Origin of the sequence: Fulvivirga sp., assembly GCF_040218215.1 — a bacterium.
Lineage (GTDB): Bacteria > Bacteroidota > Bacteroidia > Cytophagales > Cyclobacteriaceae > Fulvivirga.
The window spans coordinates 161,788-183,042 of sequence record NZ_JAVJQL010000028.1; the positions used below are offsets into that span (position 1 = coordinate 161,788).

At 38.4% G+C, this 21,255-nt stretch carries 17 protein-coding genes; 11 read left to right on the forward strand and 6 right to left on the reverse strand.

Annotation, left to right across the window (positions count from 1 at the left end; translation table 11 throughout):
* Positions 1 to 6: 6 nt before the first annotated feature.
* From RIB54_RS19060 to RIB54_RS19080, 5 genes are read right to left on the reverse strand one after another with little or no spacing between them, the layout of a single operon-like run.
* The gene (locus RIB54_RS19060; RefSeq protein WP_350102381.1) at positions 7 to 1,224 is read right to left on the reverse strand and encodes an alpha/beta hydrolase family protein; all 1,218 of its coding nucleotides are present in this window, start codon (positions 1,222 to 1,224) and stop codon (positions 7 to 9) included.
* Between the two features lie 22 nt (positions 1,225 to 1,246).
* Entirely contained in the window at positions 1,247 to 1,834 is a 588-nt protein-coding gene (locus tag RIB54_RS19065; protein ID WP_350102382.1) for a hypothetical protein, read from the reverse strand.
* A complete protein-coding gene (gene murQ, locus RIB54_RS19070) occupies positions 1,821 to 2,636 on the reverse strand; it encodes an N-acetylmuramic acid 6-phosphate etherase (RefSeq protein WP_350102383.1) in 816 nt (271 codons plus the stop codon). Before murQ ends, RIB54_RS19065 begins: the two co-directional genes overlap by 14 nt.
* Positions 2,623 to 3,483 carry a BadF/BadG/BcrA/BcrD ATPase family protein gene (locus RIB54_RS19075; RefSeq protein ID WP_350102384.1) on the reverse strand — a complete coding sequence of 287 codons (861 nt, stop codon included), beginning with the start codon at positions 3,481 to 3,483 and terminating at the stop codon, positions 2,623 to 2,625. The genes murQ and RIB54_RS19075 overlap by 14 nt, the downstream gene beginning before the upstream one ends.
* 6 nt (positions 3,484 to 3,489) lie before the next feature.
* Positions 3,490 to 3,726, reverse strand: a complete 237-nt coding sequence (locus tag RIB54_RS19080; RefSeq protein WP_350102386.1) for a cytochrome b5 domain-containing protein — start codon at positions 3,724 to 3,726, stop codon at positions 3,490 to 3,492.
* 66 nt (positions 3,727 to 3,792) lie between these two features.
* On the opposite strand from RIB54_RS19080, the gene RIB54_RS19085 reads away from it, so the two are divergent.
* From RIB54_RS19085 to RIB54_RS19125, 9 genes are all read left to right on the forward strand, one after another.
* The gene (locus RIB54_RS19085) at positions 3,793 to 5,022 is read left to right on the forward strand and encodes a dipeptidase (RefSeq protein ID WP_350102387.1); all 1,230 of its coding nucleotides are present in this window, start codon (positions 3,793 to 3,795) and stop codon (positions 5,020 to 5,022) included.
* Positions 5,023 to 5,029: 7 nt separating this feature from the next.
* On the forward strand, positions 5,030 to 7,117 hold the full coding sequence (locus RIB54_RS19090) for an OmpA family protein (protein ID WP_350102388.1): 2,088 nt from the start codon (positions 5,030 to 5,032) through the stop codon (positions 7,115 to 7,117).
* A 374-nt stretch (positions 7,118 to 7,491) separates the two neighbouring features.
* Complete coding sequence (locus RIB54_RS19095) at positions 7,492 to 7,746, forward strand: hypothetical protein (protein ID WP_350102390.1); 255 nt, start codon at positions 7,492 to 7,494, stop codon at positions 7,744 to 7,746.
* 122 nt (positions 7,747 to 7,868) lie between these two features.
* Positions 7,869 to 10,682 carry a carbamoyl-phosphate synthase large subunit gene (carB, locus tag RIB54_RS19100; RefSeq protein ID WP_350070453.1) on the forward strand — a complete coding sequence of 938 codons (2,814 nt, stop codon included), beginning with the start codon at positions 7,869 to 7,871 and terminating at the stop codon, positions 10,680 to 10,682.
* 23 nt (positions 10,683 to 10,705) lie between these two features.
* Positions 10,706 to 10,945, forward strand: a complete 240-nt coding sequence (locus RIB54_RS19105; protein WP_350070456.1) for a DUF4834 domain-containing protein — start codon at positions 10,706 to 10,708, stop codon at positions 10,943 to 10,945.
* Between the two features lie 62 nt (positions 10,946 to 11,007).
* Positions 11,008 to 11,787 (forward strand): diaminopimelate epimerase, encoded by a 780-nt coding sequence (gene dapF / locus RIB54_RS19110; protein WP_350102391.1) that lies wholly within the window; start codon positions 11,008 to 11,010, stop codon positions 11,785 to 11,787.
* Between the two features lie 65 nt (positions 11,788 to 11,852).
* Positions 11,853 to 15,197 carry a preprotein translocase subunit SecA gene (secA, locus tag RIB54_RS19115; protein ID WP_350102392.1) on the forward strand — a complete coding sequence of 1,115 codons (3,345 nt, stop codon included), beginning with the start codon at positions 11,853 to 11,855 and terminating at the stop codon, positions 15,195 to 15,197.
* A complete protein-coding gene (locus RIB54_RS19120) occupies positions 15,197 to 15,706 on the forward strand; it encodes an SPOR domain-containing protein (protein ID WP_350070465.1) in 510 nt (169 codons plus the stop codon). Before secA ends, RIB54_RS19120 begins: the two co-directional genes overlap by 1 nt.
* A 1-nt stretch (position 15,707) precedes the next feature.
* Positions 15,708 to 16,892: a M20 metallopeptidase family protein gene (locus tag RIB54_RS19125; protein ID WP_350102394.1), complete on the forward strand. Its 1,185-nt coding sequence runs from the start codon at positions 15,708 to 15,710 to the stop codon at positions 16,890 to 16,892.
* A gap of 5 nt (positions 16,893 to 16,897) precedes the next feature.
* Here RIB54_RS19125 and RIB54_RS19130 read toward each other — a convergent pair whose 3' ends face one another.
* A complete protein-coding gene (locus RIB54_RS19130) occupies positions 16,898 to 18,613 on the reverse strand; it encodes a Na/Pi cotransporter family protein (RefSeq protein WP_350070471.1) in 1,716 nt (571 codons plus the stop codon).
* A gap of 237 nt (positions 18,614 to 18,850) precedes the next feature.
* Between RIB54_RS19130 and RIB54_RS19135 the strand changes: the two genes are divergently transcribed.
* Both RIB54_RS19135 and RIB54_RS19140 read left to right on the forward strand, forming a co-directional pair.
* Positions 18,851 to 19,963 (forward strand): Na/Pi symporter, encoded by a 1,113-nt coding sequence (locus RIB54_RS19135; RefSeq protein ID WP_350070474.1) that lies wholly within the window; start codon positions 18,851 to 18,853, stop codon positions 19,961 to 19,963.
* A 101-nt stretch (positions 19,964 to 20,064) separates the two neighbouring features.
* The gene (locus tag RIB54_RS19140; protein ID WP_350102395.1) at positions 20,065 to 21,204 is read left to right on the forward strand and encodes a porin; all 1,140 of its coding nucleotides are present in this window, start codon (positions 20,065 to 20,067) and stop codon (positions 21,202 to 21,204) included.
* Positions 21,205 to 21,255: the final 51 nt, after the last annotated feature.

Genomic DNA, 21,255 nt, shown 5'->3' on the forward strand with positions numbered 1-21,255 from the left:
AAGCAATTACTTTAAGCTCTCAAAAAGGTTAACAGCCTCCACCAGGTAAGGCAAAAACCCGGAACCATGATCTGCCCCTACAAGGTTAGTTAATGTAACCAACTCAGCAGAAGCTCCGGCAGTAATAAATTGACTTCTTGAATCCAGTGAATTCTCATAAGGGACAGTGATGTCAGCCGTTCCATGGTACATATAAATAGGAGCAACCGGAATCCAATTGGTAATAGTATTATCAACAAGTGCTGCTACAAAATTTGAATATTTAGGATCCGTATCAAGATTGACGAGAATATCAGGCTGCAAGAGTTCGGAGATGTTCGTTGTCAATTGAGCATTTATAGCTGAGCCACTTTTAGAGCCATCAAAAAGAGCCGGGATTGCACTTGCATAGGGTTCCTGAAAAAGATCTGATAACGGATCATCATAACCATACACAGATTGATATGAAAGGGCTACAAAAGCCAAATAAAATGGGTTATCATAAGTATCTAAACTAAAGAAGTATTCCTGGAAACCTTTAACATCATACCCTCCTGAAGAAGGCGCTGATGCTATCAGTTCAAACCCATCCGGAGTTTCTTCTTCAATCATTTTGTGAGCAGCTAAAGTAGCGTACCCTCCTTCGGAATAACCTGAAAGAAATGCCTCTCCACTAAAGTTATAGCCCTCTTGAGAAGCAAGCTCCCTTGCCGCACGCATTAAATCAACTACCGCCCGTCCTGCATATTCTGCATTATGATAAGGCGATATAAGGTTACTTGATGCTCCAAAACCAATGTAGTCAGGGATGACAAAAATATAACCTGCACTGGCCACACTGCTCAATGTCAAAAATGTTTGTGTATTTACTGTAGGAGCCTCTGCGTTGCTGGCTATTGTGCCGTTTTGGAAACTAATCATTGGCATCGCTTCCGTAGTTTCTGGAAAAGTAACAAGCCCAGAAGCAATTATTTCCTCATCTAAATAGGTGGTTTTGTAAGTGACTTTATAATGGGTCACATCATATTGAAATAATTCAGCTATCTCATTTAGTTCTTCATTGTCACTAAGCGCAATCAAACTCCTTAATTCATTAACTCCTCTGCCAAAAAGCCTATTGCCTTCATCTAAGCGATCAATGGCAACGGCTGGGGTTACATCTCCATCATCATCTTTACATGAAAATGTGAAAAGGGATAAAGAAATAAGAAATATAACCTGGAGTAAATACTTGTTGATTTTCATAAATTGTGCTTTAAAAGATTTTTCAATTTAACCGTTTTACAATTAGATTATCCACCATTTTACAAAATTGTTTCGGCCTCATGGTTCGCCAATTGGAAATGTTTAGTGTCCCTCCCATGTTCAAATAACTATCAATATTAAAGTTCATAAACTCCTGAGCTACAAAATCGGCAAAATTAACAGCCGCTATCCATCCTGGCTCAGAATAATTGTCCATGTCCTCCACTTCTTCAAACCACTCCTCATAATATTCATCGCCTGAACCGTGAAAATTAAAAACACTTTCACCAACCAAAATAAATTTATTTATTCCTTGTAACAGCAAATGATCGATGATGTTTCTTTTCAGATGCATAATGTCATTATTGATAGTATCATTCCACTCACCAATAAATTCTATAATGACATAACCAAGGTCATAGTCAGCATAAAGGATTTTGATGTAAAGGGTTTCAGAACCAATATAATCCCAGGCAGGATCTATGTAATACCCATAAATAGTTTCTGTATAAAGGTCATAATTGTACTCCTTGCCAAAGTACGGTGAACGATTATCTTCGGCAGGATTGTAGATATTTAACCAATTATAATATGGCTCAATCTCGTGCATTATTGCGAATGTATTCAATCACTTGTCTCACCGATCCATGCTTTTTCAGCAAATCCTCAGCTTCTTCCCTGCCAATGCATAGTTCCTCCATCAGCATTCGGGCTCCACGATCTACCAGCTTGTTATTGCTGAGCTGCATGTCAACCATTTTATTTCCTTTAACCCTGCCAAGTTGAATCATGCTGGCCGTTGAAATCATATTAAGAACTAATTTCTGGGCGGTTCCTGACTTCATTCTTGTGCTTCCGGTTACAAATTCAGGCCCCACCACTACCTCAATCGGGAAAGTAACAGCTCTAGCCAGATCCGAATTTCTATTGCATGTTATACAACCGGTGATTAGGCCCTGTTCCTTAGCCTTACTGACCCCACCTATTACATAAGGTGTTGACCCTGATGCGGCCAGACCTATGACCACATCTTTATGATTAATTTGATGCTCTAACATATCCTTCCAGGCCTGCTCAGTATCGTCTTCTGCAAACTCAACAGCCTTTCTGATGGCACCATCACCTCCGGCAATGATGCCTATAACTACTCCATGAGCCATACCAAATGTTGGTGGTATTTCAGAGGCATCTAAAACTCCTAACCTGCCACTTGTACCAGCACCAATGTAGAAAAGTCTGCCGCCCTTTTTCAGCTGCTTCACTATCTCAGGCACAAGCGCTTCAATCTGCGGCATAGCACGCATAACCGCTTTTGGAACAGTGCTGTCTTCATTATTTATATTCACCAAAAGATCGCGAACGGACATCTCCTCAAGACCATCATAATTGGAAGGTGTTTCAGTTGTTTTCATTTTTTCTTATACTATTCTGATGAAATAAGGTTAGTCCTGCTATTGGGCTTTCTACAATATTTTTAAGATGAATGTTCAGATCTGAAGCTACTTTTCTTAGAATGTTGGAATAATGATAGGCTACAGAGCCTGTAAAGTGAACAGTAACTTTTTCAAAGTTTTCATAGTTCATCACTGTCTTTCTGTAAAACAACTCAAAGCCTTCTTTCACAATTCCATAAAAATAAGGGTCATTGATGTTTTCAAAAATGAACTTTGAATAAGCGGCTAAATACCGGCTTGGCATATGACTCTGATAAACCTTAGAAAGCACCTCCTCCCTGCTCAAAGCAAAATTAGCCTCAAACTTAGTTTGTGCGTCAGTAGGCATCGATTTACTAAAATATTCATTTAAAAGCCGCTTGCCCAACCATGCACCACTGCCTTCATCACCCAAGATAAACCCCAGGGACGGGACATTATCAATAATATCTACACCATTGTATAAACAAGAATTGGAACCCGTACCCAATATACAGACGATGCCCGGTTCAGTGCCACATAAAGATCGTGCCGCACCTAACAGGTCATGGTTGATCTCAATTTTAGCATTTGCAAATAATTTTATCAAGCCATTCTTAATTGCATTTCTATTACCCTCAGAAGAACAGCCTGCCCCATAAAAATAAATTTCATCCACCTCATCACTCACCTGTGGGCTTAGTGAGTCTTTAAGTATTGTGGCAATTTCTCCTTCGCTTTCATAATATGGATTCAGCCCTTCTGTTTTGTACTGAACAATACTGCCATCCCTTTTAATATGACGCCAGTCCGTTTTAGTACTTCCGCTATCTGCTATTAATATCATAGATTGTTAAATAAGCCTTCCTATCGCTTCAAATTTGTCAAATACATTTTCATTGTGCGGTGCCTCTGCCAACTCATCAGTTAAGTCCTGCCCGGCCCAATGTTCATAGTGTTTACCATCCCTCCAAAGCCTCGATTTACTAACATCATAAATCAAACTTTTGTATGCCACCCATACCTCATCCCTGTCCTGCCCATTTCTAAGGGCAAGCTGCTGAACTGTAAACTGCGGCAATTCGGACATTTTTCAGGTTTTTAAAGAGGTCAAATTTATATATCTTTCCAAACTAATCTTTAACCATCCATCAATATGAAAAAAATTAGCTTTCTACTTGCCATTATAATTGTAGCATGCCAACCAAAACCTGCCGAACAGGTGGTTGAAAAAGAATTAACTGATGAACAGTTAATGGCTAAAGCTGATAGCCTGGCTCAAAAATATATTATTACTGACGGGCATGTGGACTTACCATACAGATTAAAAGAAAGTGGTTTTGATATTGAAACTTACAGTGATGAAATTCTTAGTGTTGATAAAGGGGACTTTGATTATAAAAGGGCTGTTGAAGGAGGTTTGAATGCCCCTTTCATGTCTATTTACATACCAGCAAGTTTACAAAAGACGGGTGGCGCTAAAGAGCTGGCTGATACTTTGATAAATATGGTGGAAAGCATAGCTGAGAAGTTTCCAGATAAATTTGCTGTAGCAAAAACGGCTGCGGAAGTGAGAAGTAACTTTGAAGCAGGAATTATCTCATTACCTATGGGTATGGAAAATGGTGCCCCTATTGGTGACAACATTGAGAACGTAGCCTATTTTAAAGAAAGGGGCATCAGCTATATCACACTTACTCATTCAAAATGTAACCTTATCTGCGATTCTTCTTATGACCCTGAAAGAATACATAACGGTCTGAGCGAGTTTGGCAGAAAAGTGGTTGAAGAAATGAATAGAGTTGGGATAATGGTCGATATTTCGCACGTGTCTGACAGCACTTTTTATCAGGTGATGGAATTATCAAAGGTTCCGGCCATTGCTTCACATTCATCTTGCAGACATTTCACCCCTGGTTTTGAAAGAAATATGTCAGATGACATGATTAAACTTCTTGCTGAAAAAGGTGGTGTTATTCAAATAAACTTTGGTTCTACATTTCTTGATGCTAAATCAAGAGAAGTTTCAGATCACATTAGCGATTATGTAGATGCTTATGAAAAAGACCCTACGGATACTGCTTCTTATAACTATGTACAACGATACACTGCCGAAAACCCATTATTCACTGATGTTAAGAAAGTGGCTGATCATATTGACCATGTAGTAAAAATAGCGGGAATCGATCATGTGGGATTTGGTTCCGACTATGATGGTGTGGGAGATACTCTTCCTATTGGTCTTAAAGATGTGTCTGCATTTCCAAATCTGATATTTGAGCTGTTGAAAAGAGGTTATACTGATGCGGACATTGAAAAAATATGTAGCAAAAATGTCTTCCGTGTTTGGGAAGAAGTAGAGAAGTTTGCAAGCCAAAATAATTAATCATTTTATGCTTAGATATTTTTGCTTTTTCCTTGCTGTTATTGCTTTACCATCTTTAGGACAAGAAATCATTAAGGAAAATCTTGGCCCCAATATCAATACGGCATACAATGAGTCTAAGCCTATAATATCGCCTGATGGTAAAATACTATATTTCGCCAGACAGAATTACCCTGATAACTTCAAAGGAGAAAAGGATGACCAGGACATTTATTATTCTTTTTTCACAGATGGCAATTGGTCTACAGGTGTTAATATCGGTTTCCCTCTAAATGACAAACACCCCAACGGAGTAAACTCAGTTGGCCTTGATGGAAATTCATTATTGATTATCAATGCTTATGAGCCCAATGGCTCTGTAACAAGCGGAGCTTCAATCAGTAAAAAAAGCGGCAATCAGTGGGGTTACCCTAAAAAAGTGACCATTGATAACTTTTATAACAACAATGATTTTGTTGACTACTACATGTCTAACAATGGTCAGCACTTGCTTATGGCAGTGGAGCGGGAAGATGGCATAGGCGACCAGGATTTGTATGTGAGTACTAAAATTGACGAAACACATTGGTCTGCACCTATGAATTTAGGAGTTGACATCAATACCACAGAAGCTGAATTTTCACCATTTCTGGCTGCAGATGATAAAACATTGTTCTTTGCTTCAATGGGTTTTAAAGGAGAAGGTAGCAGTGATATTTATTATTCAAAAAGACTGGATGACACATGGCAGAAATGGTCAAAGCCGGTAAATCTTGGACCAGAAGTCAACTCCGATGAATTTGAAGGGTATTACAGCATACCAGCTTCCGGTAATTTCGCTTATTTTGTTTCAACAAAAACGGCCATTGAAAATTCTAAAGATATTTTCAAGGTTACATTACCTTACCGCTTCAGACCGGACCCCGTTCTATTAATATCTGGTACCGTTTATAATAAAAAAACCAAAGGCCCTGAAGCTGCAGAAATTTCTTTTATCAACCTACCCGTAAGAAAGCAAGAAGGATCTGCTGAGTCTAGTTCCGGCCGTGGTGACTATAAAATAATTCTTCCAAGGGGAACAATATATGAATATCTGGCGGTGAAACCCGGGTTTATAGGAGTGGTGCAGTATAGGGACATGTCCAATGTAACTGAATATGCAGAGTTTGAAAGTGACCTTGCGTTAGTACCTATCGAAGAAGGGCAGCAGGTAGATATTCACAACATATTTTTTGAGGCCAGTGACACAATATTTTCCCAAGATGCTTTTCTGGAATTAGACAGGTTTAGCAAAATACTACAAAATAACCCTACACTGAAAGTTGAGATTGCTGGTCATACAGCGCAAAAAAGAACAGCCACGGAAAATCTGATTTTATCAGAAGGAAGGGCGAATGCTGTAATCAAATATTTTGTTGATAAGGGCATCCATCCGAACAGATTAGTAGCCAAAGCATATGGAAATACAGTTCCTTTCATCAACTCAGAACGAATTGGCTTTAAGCCCAATACTGATATCAATGACAGAATTGAAATGAAAATTCTATCGACCAACTGGACTCCCCCTGTTGAAAATGATAGCGATGATGATGGTGTTTTAGATGGAGATGATGAATGCCCGACTCTTGCCGGCTCAGCTGCTACCAAAGGTTGCCCCGATACTGATGGGGATTCTATCATTGACAAGTATGATGATTGTCCACGGCTTGCAGGTGTTGCGGAAAACAATGGCTGTCCAGAAATCACTGAGGCAACAAAAGAAGTACTCAGGGAAGCCTTAAAGGGAATTGAATTTGAAACTGCCAGTGACATCATTCGTCCTACATCCTATCCTATTTTAGATAAAGTAGTAGAGGTAATGGTCAATAATAAAGATTATATGCTCAGAATCTCAGGCCATACCGATGATCAGGGCAATGACGATACAAACCTGATACTATCACACAAAAGAGCTCAGGCTACTAAAAAGTATTTGATTGATCATGGTATCGAAGATGCCAGGCTGGACGCTATCGGTTATGGTGAAACTAAGCCCGTGGCTGACAATGCCACTGTTGAAGGAAGGGCACAAAACAGAAGAGTAGAGTTTGATATCGTTTTTGAAGGACAAAATTAAACTGTTATTCGTCTTTAAATAATATCTATTTAACCCTCAAAATTATACTTCTGTCTTCTTCCCCAAACTGCCAAATAAAGAGGCCGTATCTTTAAGTGCTATGCATTTCTATAGGAAACACTACAAGCTTACAAGCCTGATCTTATTATCGGTGACTTTCGCATGTTTCGGGTATATTCAAGAGAAAATTTTTGAAAAGCTAGATCAGCACCTTTCCCTAAATAATATCTTTCAGGAACATCAGATAGCAAGTAGTAATACCAAAAGCGAAACCATCCTAAGTCTTAAATGTTATTATCACATTGCTAAGAAGACTTTAACAGAATACTGAAAAGCAATAATTTTTATTATTATTGTCTAGGTATTTAAAATAAATGATGTTCGGACTTTTCAAAAAAAAGAAAAAAGAAAAACTCCCTCAGCTTACTGATATTGATGACAATCCACTCGTTGTCGGTGACTTAGTAGATGTACTGCGTTATGAGCTCGGTAAGTGTAAACTTGTGGTTGTTGAAGAATCCTATTTTTATGAATCAGTAAAGTCAGGTGAGCAGGTAAGCTGGCTCAAGATGATAGATGCTTCCACTGACCGACAGAAGGTCAAGAAAATTATACCTGATTCAGAATGAAGTAATTTCAAACCCTAAGGCTCATAACTCTTTTCATTGCTTTGATTCTCATTGGTTATGATATACCTTTGTGCCAATTTGAGCACAAGTCATTTATTTCATCGTTTTTCAACCACTAATTCATGCCGAGAGATCGTAGTATCCGTTCTATACTAATCATTGGAAGCGGGCCAATAGTTATTGGTCAAGCTTGCGAGTTTGACTATGCTGGTTCACAAGCCGCAAGGTCGTTAAGAGAAGAAGGAATTGAAGTAATTCTTATCAATTCCAATCCAGCAACAATCATGACAGATCCTGTTACAGCGGATCATGTTTATTTGAAACCTTTGACCAAAGCGTCAATCAAAGAAATCCTTCAAAAGCATAACATAGATGCTGTATTGCCAACTATGGGTGGACAAACAGCGCTTAACCTTGCTATTGATTGTGATAAAGCTGGAATTTGGGATCAATTTGGGGTTAAGATCATTGGTGTTGATATAGCCGCCATTGACACCACAGAAGATAGAGAGAAGTTCAGACTCAAAATGATTGAGATTGGGGTCAATGTATGTAAAGGTGACACTGCTACTTCTTTTCTTAAAGGAAAAGAAATAGCGCAGGAAATTGGCTTTCCACTTGTAATCCGTCCATCGTATACACTTGGAGGTTCTGGAGGTGGTTTTGTTAATACTCCTGAAGAGTTTGATAAAGCACTAAATCACGGCCTGCAAACCTCTCCAATCCATGAAGTACTTGTTGAACAAAGTATTTTGGGCTGGAAAGAATATGAGCTTGAGTTATTGAGAGACAATCTTGGTAACATCATCATCATTTGTTCTATTGAGAACTTTGACCCAATGGGGGTTCACACTGGAGATTCTATTACAGTAGCTCCTGCCATGACATTGCCTGATACTGTTTATCAGGAAATGCGTAACCTGGCGAAAAGAATGATGAATGCCATCGGGATGTTTGCCGGTGGTTGTAATGTGCAGTTCTCTGTTAATCCACAAACTGATGAAATCATTGGTATCGAGATTAACCCAAGGGTATCAAGGTCATCTGCTTTAGCATCAAAAGCAACGGGTTATCCTATTGCTAAAATAGCCGCTAAACTCGCTATTGGATATAACCTTCATGAGCTTGATAATGCTATTACTGGTACAACCTCTGCGTTCTTCGAGCCTGCACTTGACTATGTAATAGTTAAGATACCTCGTTGGAACTTTGATAAATTCGAAGGTTCTGACAGAAAGCTTGGTCTTCAAATGAAGTCTGTTGGTGAGGTAATGGGTATTGGAAGAAACTTCCAGGAAGCACTGCAAAAAGCTTGTCAGTCTTTAGAAATTAAAAGAAATGGCCTTGGTGCTGACGGTAAGGAACTTACCAAACAAGCCGAGATATTATACTCTTTAGAGCACCCTAGTTGGGACAGGTTGTTTCATATTTATGATGCCTTCAAACTAGGTATCCCATTTAAGACCATTCAAAATCTGACAAAGATTGACAAATGGTTCTTAACACAAATTGAAGAATTGATTCTTCTTGAAAACGAAATCGAGAAGTTTAAAATAGATACTATTCCTGCAGACCTGCTTAGAACTGCAAAGGAAAAAGGTTATGCTGACCGTCAGTTAGGTCACTTAATGAAGTGCTGGGAAAGTGAAGTGTTTAGCAAACGTAAGGAGTTTGGAATCAACAGGGTTTATAAACTTGTTGATACCTGTGCTGCTGAGTTTGAAGCTAAAACGCCCTACTACTATTCAGCATTTGACACGGAGAACGAATCAATAGTATCTGATAGGAAGAAAATTATTGTTCTTGGTTCTGGTCCAAATAGAATTGGCCAAGGTATAGAGTTTGACTACTCTTGCGTGCATGGCATTCTTGCAGCAAAAGAATGTGGTTATGAAACTATCATGATCAACTGTAATCCTGAAACCGTATCTACTGATTTTGATGTTGCCGACAAACTTTATTTTGAGCCTGTATTCTGGGAGCACATTTATGAGATCATTCAGCATGAGAAACCAGAGGGTGTAATTGTTCAGTTAGGTGGACAAACAGCACTTAAGCTGGCTGAAAAGCTGGAGAAATATGGCATTAAAATACTAGGAACTTCTTATGATGCACTTGACCTTGCTGAAGACAGAGGAAGCTTTTCTTCACTATTGAAGGATAACGATATTCCTTACCCTCAGTTTGGTGTGGCTGAAGATGCTGAAACTGCCATAGAGCTGTCAAAAGACATTGGGTTTCCACTACTGGTTAGGCCTTCGTATGTACTTGGTGGCCAGAGTATGAAAATTGTGATCAACGAGCAAGAGCTTGAATCACACATTATTGATATACTAAAGAAGATACCGGGAAACAAAGTTCTTTTAGATCATTTCCTTAGCGGGGCCATTGAAGCTGAAGCCGATGCCATCTGCGATGGTGAAGATGTTTATATCATTGGGATCATGCAGCACATAGAGCCGGCAGGTATACATTCAGGAGACTCTTATGCAGTACTTCCTCCTTACAATTTGGGCGACCTCATTGTGAAGCAAATTGAAACTTACACTAAGAAAATTGCCTTAGCGCTTAGAACAGTAGGGTTGATCAACATTCAGTTTGCCATCAAAGATGACAAAGTTTACATTATTGAGGCCAACCCGAGAGCATCCAGAACGGTGCCTTTTATATGTAAAGCATATCAGGAGCCTTATGTAAACTATGCTGTTAAAGTGATGCTTGGGGAGAAGAAAGTGAAAGACTTTAAATTCAATCCTGTGAAATCTGGATATGCCATAAAGGAACCTGTATTCTCATTCAATAAATTCCCTAATGTAAATAAGGAATTAGGTCCTGAGATGAAATCTACCGGAGAGTCTATCTATTTCATTGATGATTTGATGGACGATTATTTTATGAAAATTTACTCTGAACGAAACCTATATTTAAGTAGATAAGTTTATAGTACAAAAAGATTATTATGCTTAAGTTCCTTTTAATAGTTTTTATTGTAGGATATGTGTTTATCAAAGGTCTTGGATTTTTCTTCAGGGTAATCCTTGGCGGATCTGCGGTAAACAGAAACACACATCAATCACATACACAGCGCCAGCCTTCTGGAGGCAACGTTAAAGTTGACTATATGCCAAAAGATGGATCGAAGAAATCCAATAGTGACTTTAAAGGTGGTGAATATGTCGATTTTGAAGAAGTGAAATAAAAATTAATAAATTTGATATTCATAAGTCCCGACATAGTACGGGACTTATTTGTTTTAAAGCAATGACACCAGTACCATTCTATAAATACCAGGCCACGGGAAACGACTTCATCTTAATTGATAATAGAGATGGGATTGTTAAGGCTTCAATTGAGCTTGCCCAGAAATTATGTGACCGAAAGTTTGGAATAGGATCTGATGGACTAATCCTGATTCAAAAGCATGACACATCTGACTTCGAAATGGTATTTTATAATCCTGATGGCAGTCAGAGCCTTTGCGGAAATGGCAGCCGCTGTGCTGTTAACTTTGCTCACAAATTGGGCCTTTTAGACAACCACACCACTTTCATGGCTTATGATGGCCTGCACGAGGCCGAAATTCTTGACAACAAAGAAGTGAGGTTGAAAATGAGCAACGTACAAAATGTCAGTCATTTGGCCGATGGTACATTTGTTGATACTGGCTCACCGCATTTGATGGTGTTTACAAATGAGGTAAACAATTGCAATGTGGTAGAAGCAGGAAGGTCAATCAGGTATAGCGATACTTTTAAAGCCAAAGGCATCAATGTAAACTTTGTTGAAGTAAAGGAAGACAATTCCATTTTTGTCCGCACTTATGAAAGAGGTGTTGAAAATGAAACTTTGTCTTGTGGCACTGGCGTCACGGCCTCTGCTCTTGCATCAACAGAAAAAGGGCTGGTAAGTCCTATTCGTGTTTCCACAAAAGGTGGAAACTTAAGTGTAGAGTTTGAAAAAAATAGTACTTCTGAATTTACTGAAATCTATCTGATAGGGCCTGCCAAAGAGGTTTTTTCCGGCACTATTGATATAGATTGAAATCTAAATAATTATAAAAAAGACCTTAACTTTAGGGTCTTAAAATATAGAAAAAGCTAACTGTTATGTTAAAATTTATTGCGAAAGTATTCGGCACAAAGTCTGACAAAGACATTAAAGCTATCATGCCGATTGTGGGGGAGATTAACAGCGAATATGCAAAACTCAATACCATTACAGATGAAGAATTAAGAGGCAAAACAAGAAGTGTACGAGCTCAGATAGATGAATACCTAAAGTCAATTGATGATGAAATTGCAGCTTTACATCAGCAAATTGAAGACAATCCAGATCTTGGAATCAATGAAAAAGAAGATGTCTTCAATGAAATTGACAAACTGGAAGAAAAGCGTAATAAAGAACTTGAAGATGTACTGATGAAAGTACTTCCCCAGGCTTTCGCTATTGTTAAAGAAACTGCGCGTAGGTTTAAAGACAATGAAACGTTAAAAGTGACAGCCACACTTCATGACAAAACCATAGCTTCAAAAAAATCGAATGTAGAAATTGATGGTGAAGTGGCTTTATGGCACAACACATGGTTAGCGGCAGGCACAGAGGTAAAATGGGACATGCTCCACTATGATGAGCAGTTGATTGGTGGAATTGTACTCCACCAGGGAAAGATTGCTGAGATGGCTACAGGTGAAGGTAAAACATTGGTTGCGACACTGCCCGCTTTCCTTAATGCTTTGGCAAAACGTGGCGTTCATGTTGTAACAGTTAACGACTACCTAGCCAAAAGGGATAGCCAATGGATGGCTCCAATCTTCGAATTTCATGAGTTAACTATTGATTGTATTGATAGATACGAGCCAAATTCTGATGGAAGAAAACAAGCCTACAATTGCGATATTACGTACGGTACAAATAACGAATTTGGCTTTGATTATTTACGTGACAACATGTCTCGAGAGATTGGTGACCTGGTACAGCCGAAGCACCATTTCGCTATGATTGATGAAGTTGACTCAGTTTTAATTGATGAAGCCAGAACTCCATTAATCATTTCTGGTCCGGTACCAAGAGGTGATGAGCATGAGTTTTATGATCTTAAACCGAGGATAGCCCGACTTGTTGAAGCACAAAAGAAAGTAGTTCAGCAATTTTTAATAGATGCCAAAAAGCAAATTGGTGAAAAAGATGAGAAAGATGGTGGGCTAGCTTTGTTCAGAGCATTTAGAGGTCTGCCAAAGCATAAGCCTTTGATCAAATATTTGAGTGAAACAGGTACTCGCCAGATACTTCAAAAAACAGAGAACTACTATTTACAGGACAATCAGAAAATGATGCCTGAAGCTGATGAGCCATTGTATTTTACTATTGACGAGAAACATAATAGCATTGAGCTTACAGAAAGAGGCCTTGATCTTATTACAAAAGATGGTGAAGACAGTAGCTTCTTTATATTGCCAGATATTGGTGTTGAAATTGCCAATTTGGAAAAAGATGAGACTTTAAGTGATGAGGAAAAGGTCAAGCAGAAGGATGAGTTAATCAAAGATTACTCAATAAAATCCCAAAGGATACATTCTATCAACCAGCTTCTAAAAGCCTATACACTTTTCGAAAAAGACACCGAATACATCATTGTAGATGGCAAGGTCATGATTGTAGATGAGCAGACTGGCCGTGTTATGGAAGGCCGTAGATATTCAGACGGATTGCATCAGGCTATTGAAGCTAAAGAGAATGTGAAAGTAGAAGATGCTACGCAGACATATGCTACAATCACACTACAGAACTATTTCAGAATGTACCACAAGCTTGCTGGTATGACTGGAACTGCCGAAACTGAGGCTGGAGAGTTCTGGGAAATCTATAAGCTAGATGTTGTAGTAATGCCTACACACAGACCAATTGCCAGAAATGACAAACAGGACATGGTTTTTAAAACGGTTAGGGAAAAATTCAATGCCGTTGTAGATGAAATTGTAAATCTTACAGAGCAAGGCAGGCCTGTGTTAGTGGGTACCACCTCAGTAGAAACTTCTGAGTTGGTAAGCCGTATGTTGAACATGCGTAAGATTGGCCATCAGGTGCTGAATGCCAAGCAACATCAGCGTGAAGCCGAGGTTGTTGCAGAAGCTGGTAAGCCAGGAACGGTGACAATAGCGACTAACATGGCTGGTAGGGGAACAGATATTAAACTTACTCCAGAATCAAAAGCTGCGGGCGGACTGGCAATTATAGGTACAGAGCGCCACGAATCAAGACGTGTTGACAGACAACTTAGAGGTAGATCAGGTAGACAAGGTGACCCAGGATCTTCTCAGTTCTTTGTGAGTTTGGAAGATAACTTAATGAGAATGTTCATGCCAGAGCGTATTGCTAAGATCATGGATAGACTTGGCCTTCAGGAAGGCGAGGTTATTTCCCACTCTATGGTAACTAAGTCCATTGAGCGCGCACAGACTAAAGTTGAGGAAAATAACTTCGGTATTCGTAAGAGATTACTTGAGTATGATGATGTAATGAACTCTCAAAGGGAGGTTATTTACAAGCGTAGAAGAAATGCCCTTTATGGTGAACGCTTGGAGCTTGACATCATGAACATGTTGTTTGATACCTGTGAAGATATCATTGCTAATACAAAAGGCACTGATAATTATGATAGCTTTAAGCTTACAACACTTGGCGTATTAGGTATTGATTTCAATATTTCGCAAGAAGAATTTGAAACAATTGGTGAAGAAGATCTGGCGCACAAACTGTACTCTGCAGCTTTCGATCACTATAAGCGTAAAAATGAAGCTATTGCCCAAAGAGCGCTACCCATTATTAAGAATATTGAAGAGACAAGAGGAGCTACTATTGAGAACATTCTTGTGCCCTTTACAGATGGTAAGAAGCAAGTTGGCGTTGCCGCAAACCTTAAAAAATGTGTGGCTACAGATAACAAAGAGTTAATAAAGGCCATGGAAAAAATGGCTACACTAGCATTAATTGATCAATTGTGGAAAGACCATTTACGTGAAATGGATGACTTAAAGCAAAGTGTTCAAAATGCTGTATATGAGCAAAAGGATCCCTTATTGATCTATAAGTTTGAGGGTTTTGAGCTCTTTAAAAGGTTTATTGCCAAGGTGAATGAAGACACCATCTCATTCCTTGTTAAGGCTGACTTACCAGTTGAAGATCCTAATCAGGTTCAGGAAGCAAGACAAGCCAGAAAGCAGAAACTTAATGAGAAGAAGGAAGAATCACGTTCATTATTAAGCGGTGGTGGCCAACCAGCAGCTAACAGACCTCCTGCTGAAAAAACCATGCCTTTGAAGTCTGAAAAAATCGTAGGCAGAAATGACAGAGTGACCGTTCAATACATGGATGGAAGTCTTAAAAAAGATGTGAAATTTAAAACTGTTGAAGCGGATATTAACAGTAAAAAATGCGTACTTGTAGAAGAATAATGAAATATAGTTATCCCCTTTTATTAGTTGTCATAGTTGCTTTTAATGCTTGTTCGCCAAGCACCACAACGAGTACTTCATCAGTTGAGGTTTATTCTGAAGACTTGTCGGTTCATCGTCAGAGATATGAAATACCCAAAGATGATGAGCAGTCAAATACTGAAATAGAGGTTGAAGCAAAAACATACCCTGCCCCAACTTTTGATGTCACCACTCAGTTGAACAGTGTTTTGGATAGCATTGACCGGTTGAAAAACAATGTTAATTATGTTGATGGATATACAGTTCAGGTATATTCAGGCACAAGCAGTGATGAAGCTAAAATTGCCAGAGGAAAAGTATATACTATTCTTCCTGAATCATCGCCTACTTTAAAGTATGATGAACCCAACTTCAAAGTGAGAGTAGGTCAGTTTTATTCGAGGTTGGAAGCTCAAAAAACCTACTCCAGGTTAAAAAAGAAGTTTTCATCAACCATTATTATTCCGGAAAGAATTTACATCAAATAGTTTGATAGATAAGGTAAAGAAATTAGCGAAGAAATATGCGTCTGATGTTATTAATATCAGAAGGCACATACATGCCAATCCTGAACTTTCTTATCAGGAATACAACACGGCCAAATATGTTGCCGAACAGCTAAGAGACATTGGCATTGAGCCTAAAGAAGGGGTAGCTGAAACTGGGCTTACCGCTGTAATAGAAGGAAAAAATCCTACTAAAAAGGTGATAGCACTTCGTGCTGACATGGATGCCCTACCTATAACTGAAGCTAATGATGTTCCTTACAAATCAAAAAATGAAGGCGTGATGCATGCCTGTGGTCATGACGCTCATACTGCCTCTTTACTGGGAACATGCAAAATATTGCATGAGCTTAGAAATGAGTTTGAAGGAACTATTAAACTCATATTTCAACCAGGCGAAGAAAAAAATCCTGGCGGTGCTTCGTTGATGATTAAAGATGGTGCATTAAAAAATCCTGATCCATCAAGCATTTTAGGGCAGCATGTTATGCCTTTGATCCCTGTGGGTAAAATAGGATTCAGATCTGGCATGTATATGGCCAGTTGCGATGAAATTTATCTGACTGTAAAAGGTAAAGGAGGTCATGGTGCAATACCAGAATTAGCGGTGGACCCTGTTCTAATTACTGCCCATATATTAGTGGCACTACAGCAGATTATTAGTAGAAACGCAAGCCCTAAGACACCCACCGTCTTATCCTTTGGTAAAGTTATCGCCAATGGTGCCACAAACATAATTCCTGATGAAGTAAAGGTTGATGGCACCTTTAGGGCCATGAACGAGGAATGGCGAGCAGAAGCCCACAAGAAAATAACTAAAATGGCACAAAGCATTGCCGAAGGAATGGGTGGAAGCTGTGAAGTGTTTATATCAAAAGGTTACCCCTATTTGGAAAATGATCCCTTAACTACGGAAGCAGCTCGAAAAGCTGCATCTGAATATGTTGGGCCAGAAAATATTGTTGAACTTCCGTTATGGATGGGTGCAGAAGATTTCTCTTATTATACCCAGGAAATACCGGCTTGTTTTTATCGATTAGGGACTAGGAATGAGGAGAAAGGAATCACCTCATATGTTCATACCCCTACTTTTAATATTGATGAATCTGCTTTGGAAATTGGATCAGGGCTGATGGCCTGGTTGGCCATCAATTCCCTAAGCTCCTAATTTTATTAGTTAGTCTCTTCTAATTCTTTAAGATCCTCTTCGTCTTTAATACCAAGGCCTAATATAGCTTCGGTAACGTTTATCAGGTGATCTCCTATTTTCTCATATCCATTATAGATATCTCTAAATACAATACCTGCTTTAACATCATAGTCCTTATTTTCAACGGCCTTCAAGTCAGACTTGCGCAGCTTGCTTCTATATTTATTTATTTCCTGCTCCTTTTCAAGTGCTCCTGCAAGATGAACTTCTTTGGTAGGCTTGTTTAGGTTAGCTAGCATTATCTCAACTGCCTCGTCAACCAAAGTGGCTAATTTATTCAATTGCTCATTTTGATTATCATTAAATTTAATCTTGCTTTTATGCTTTCTTTCAAGATCGCGCGCCATTCTGAATATTATATCTGCCACTCGTTCCAGATCATTTGAAATACTTAACATTCCACGCATTTCAACAGAACTCTTTTCACTCAAGCTTGAGGCCGAAATTTTAATCATAAAACTATTGATCTGCTCATCAAGTTCATCTGTTAAAATCTCCATCTTTTGAATCTTACCAATCAGCTTATTAATCTTCTTGTCTTTTGTCTCTTCTGAGAGCTCAAACAGCCATCCCGACATCTTTTTAATTAGCTCACCAAATTTTGACATCTCCTTTGAAGCTTCTGCTAAAGCAATCTCAGACGATGAAACGACCCCTCTTGAAATGTACTCCAGCTTAAACTCCTCGTCATCGTCACCTTTAGACTTAACTGACTTTGTGGCCAGGGAAACCAATTGTGGTACAAATGCTATTAATAATAAAACATTGGTCAGGTTAAACGCAGTATGGAAAGCCGCAAGAGCAAAATTGTTAGATGAAGCAGCATCTGAGAAAAACAAGCTTAGAAACCATTCTAAACCGTCAAGATAATATGGCATAATAATAACCATCCAGGTTACCCCTATCAAATTAAATAAGGAGTGAATTCTTGCCGACCGTTTAGCGTGCACGTTAGCAATTAATGATGCCAACTCAGCAGTTACTGTTGTTCCAATATTTTCTCCCAACACCATAGCTGCTGCTATGTCTAAAGGCAGACCTTGGGTTGTTAAGACAATGGTCAGTGTCATTGCGGCACTACTCGATTGAACAATAACAGTAAGGAGCGTACCAACACCTACAAACATTAACCTGGTTAAAAGGCCAGGATCAGTAAACTCGTTAAGAAATGACAACACTTCCGGGTTATTCTTAATATCTGGAACTGCATCCTTTAATTCTCCCAAACCCATAAAAAGTAAAGCAAAACCAATAAGCACTTCACCCCACTTCTTATTTCTTTCTTTAGACGAAAACAACATAGGAAAACCTACAGCAATAATAGGCAAGGCATATGCTGAAATCTTCACTTTGAACCCGATAAGAGAAACGAGCCAACCAGTAATGGTTGTTCCAATGTTAGCTCCCATCATAACACCAGCTGACTCAACAAGGGATATTAAACCTGCATTTACAAAAGAAACAGTCATTACTGTTGTCGCTGATGATGACTGAAGTATAGCTGTAATCAAAAAACCAGTTAAAACTCCTGTGTAGCGATTGGTTGTCATTGTGCCTAGCACCCTTCTCATTCCTGCCCCTGCTACCAACTGTAATGATTCACTCATTACTTTCATTCCAAAGATGAAGAATCCTAGTGCTCCTATGATTCTAATGACATCAAAAATTCCAAACTCCATGTGGCCAAATATTAAATAAAATGTAAAATTAAATTTATGACAGCAATGTAGAATCCAAATCAAGATTATCCTTATGTTAAGGATTCCTGAAAATACACAGACAAATAACCGTACATAAAAACAAGATAGTTGAATTTGATAAATTTTAAGAGCATTAGGCTTAACAATTGCTTAATACACAGAAGATAGAATCAGATCAATTTTCAACTAGCTTTGCAAAAATTTTAAGAACCCATTTTGGATTTCTCCTTGCAAATAACGAACAACAATAAAACAATAATAGCTAAGACAGTATTATTTCTGTTTGGCCTGTTCCTGTTTCTGTTTGCTCTGGATCTAATGGGCTCTTCATTTCAGCATCTAAGTAAAGATTCATTAAAATCCATTATCAATGCCGCTTCAAATCCTTTCATTGGATTGTTTATTGGATTATTAGTAACTGCCCTTATCCAAAGCAGCTCTACTACTACTACTATGGTAGTTACAGCAGTGGCAACCGGATCCATCACGCTTCAAAACGCCATACCAATAATTATGGGTGCGAATGTTGGTACAACAATAACAAGCACTATCATTGCGCTTGGGTACATTGGAAAAAAATCAGAATTTGAAAGGGCTATTTCGGCTGGTGTTATCCATGATATATTCAATATTTCAATAGTATTTCTTCTTTTTCCACTAGAATACAAATACAGCTTACTAACTAACTCGGCAGAATACTTTATTGAACTACTTAATATAAGTGCTGTAGATAACGTGTCAACAGCGGTCAAATTCAAACTATTTGACTTGACTTCTCTTGTTCAATTATTTGATAAGCTGATGCCTAGTGCTATTTTAAGCTTACTATTGTCATTTATTTTGCTCTTTATATCAATAAAGATTATTTCTAAAATTATTTATAATTTTATCATTGGAAGAACTGAAAACAGACTTCAGCGGTATGTTTTTAACGATAACTTTCAATCTTTTAGCTGGGGAGCACTGGCTACCGCGGTGGTTCAATCCAGTTCAATTACCACCTCTTTAATCGTGCCTTTAGTAGCCACTGGAAAAACTTCTTTAAAAAAGGTTATGCCTTTCGTTTTAGGGGCAAATATTGGGACTACAGTTACTGCTTTTATAGCTGTAATGTACCAGTCACAAACAGCCTTTAGCATTGCTATAGCACATTTGCTTTTTAATATTATTGGCGTTGCATTTTATCTGTCTTCTCCTGTGCTAAGGCATTTTCTGGTATGGTTAGCCAGCCAATTTGGGCACATAGCGGAGCGGTATAAATTCACTATTTTTATATATATTTTATTGGTGTTTTTTGTTATACCCTTTCTCCTTATATTTCTTAATTAAGGTTTTTACCAAGACACTTCTCGTCATTTTAACTCAAGCAACATAGATTTCTGATTGACTTTGTTAATATTGTGATAACAATTATTTAACACTGCAACAACATGCGATTTCTTTACTTGCTGTTTCTTTTCACAATAACATCCTATTCGTTTTCTCAAGATATAACCTCAAATACATTTGGCAAGGGTATTTCTATTCTGGCAAGAGACTCTTCGTTCAGCTTAAAGTTTGGTGCAAGATTTCAAACTTTATATGAGGCTACCTACACTGAAGATTCAAAGAATTACACTGAGCAACTATCGATAAGAAGATGGAGGCTGAAATTTGATGGTTATGTCTACAACCCGAGACTTGTTTATAAAATAGAAATTGGGCTGTCAAATAGAGACATAGGAGACCAACAGCCTAGAATCATTCTTGATGCTGTACTCAAATATCATTTTAATAAAAACTGGACCTTGTGGTTTGGCCAGACTAAACTGCCGGGCAATAGAGAAAGGGTTATTTCATCACAAAAACTTCAGTTTGTTGACAGGAGCAATGTCAATGCAAGATTTAACCTTGATAGAGATGTAGGTATTCAATTGCACCATGAAGATATGATTGGTAATGGTATTTTCAAGCAGATTTTATCAATTTCGATGGGTGAAGGAAGGAATCCTACCAGCCCAAATGTTGGAGGCTACAACTATACAGGAAGGCTAGAATACCTGCCATTTGGCGAGTTCACGAGTAATGGAGACTATTTTGGATCTGATTTAAAAAGAGAGACTACACCCAAATTGTCTATAGGTGCTACTTATGACTACAATGATGGCGCCTCAAGGTCAAGAGGTCAATTAGGTTCTGATGTTTTGGGTGCTCAAAACAATCTCATTAACAACAATCTGTCAACAGTTATAGTTGATGCTATGTTTAAATTAAAAGGGCTCTCAATAATGAGTGAGTATATTGATCGACAAGGTGAAGACAATATTGCAGGGTTCGGAACTGGTACCGGATTAGTAGCTCAAGCAGGTTATCTGTTTAAAAATAATTTCGAAATAGCCGGTCGCTTCTCAACTATCAAACCTGATGATTTAAACTACTCTGCTATCAATGAAGAGAAAGAGTATACTTTGGGTTTGTCAAGGTACATTGTGGGACATAGCCTAAAAGTGCAAACGGACTTTTCTTATGATGACTTTCCTTTAGCTGAAAATCAGTTTAAATTCAGATTCCAAATTGAATTAGCCTTTTAGAAATAAGCCATTTGCATTAGGGCTCATCTTTTTTAAATGCCTAGCTATTGA

Coding starts and splice junctions, on each gene's coding strand:
- RIB54_RS19060 (WP_350102381.1), bottom strand. CDS start 1,224: ATGAAAATCAACAAGTATTTACTCCAGGTTATATTTCTTATTTCTTTA.
- RIB54_RS19065 (WP_350102382.1), bottom strand. CDS start 1,834: ATGCACGAGATTGAGCCATATTATAATTGGTTAAATATCTACAATCCT.
- murQ (WP_350102383.1), bottom strand. CDS start 2,636: ATGAAAACAACTGAAACACCTTCCAATTATGATGGTCTTGAGGAGATG.
- RIB54_RS19075 (WP_350102384.1), bottom strand. CDS start 3,483: ATGATATTAATAGCAGATAGCGGAAGTACTAAAACGGACTGGCGTCAT.
- RIB54_RS19080 (WP_350102386.1), bottom strand. CDS start 3,726: ATGTCCGAATTGCCGCAGTTTACAGTTCAGCAGCTTGCCCTTAGAAAT.
- RIB54_RS19085 (WP_350102387.1), top strand. CDS start 3,793: ATGAAAAAAATTAGCTTTCTACTTGCCATTATAATTGTAGCATGCCAA.
- RIB54_RS19090 (WP_350102388.1), top strand. CDS start 5,030: ATGCTTAGATATTTTTGCTTTTTCCTTGCTGTTATTGCTTTACCATCT.
- RIB54_RS19095 (WP_350102390.1), top strand. CDS start 7,492: ATGATGTTCGGACTTTTCAAAAAAAAGAAAAAAGAAAAACTCCCTCAG.
- carB (WP_350070453.1), top strand. CDS start 7,869: ATGCCGAGAGATCGTAGTATCCGTTCTATACTAATCATTGGAAGCGGG.
- RIB54_RS19105 (WP_350070456.1), top strand. CDS start 10,706: ATGCTTAAGTTCCTTTTAATAGTTTTTATTGTAGGATATGTGTTTATC.
- dapF (WP_350102391.1), top strand. CDS start 11,008: ATGACACCAGTACCATTCTATAAATACCAGGCCACGGGAAACGACTTC.
- secA (WP_350102392.1), top strand. CDS start 11,853: ATGTTAAAATTTATTGCGAAAGTATTCGGCACAAAGTCTGACAAAGAC.
- RIB54_RS19120 (WP_350070465.1), top strand. CDS start 15,197: ATGAAATATAGTTATCCCCTTTTATTAGTTGTCATAGTTGCTTTTAAT.
- RIB54_RS19130 (WP_350070471.1), bottom strand. CDS start 18,613: ATGGAGTTTGGAATTTTTGATGTCATTAGAATCATAGGAGCACTAGGA.
- RIB54_RS19140 (WP_350102395.1), top strand. CDS start 20,065: ATGCGATTTCTTTACTTGCTGTTTCTTTTCACAATAACATCCTATTCG.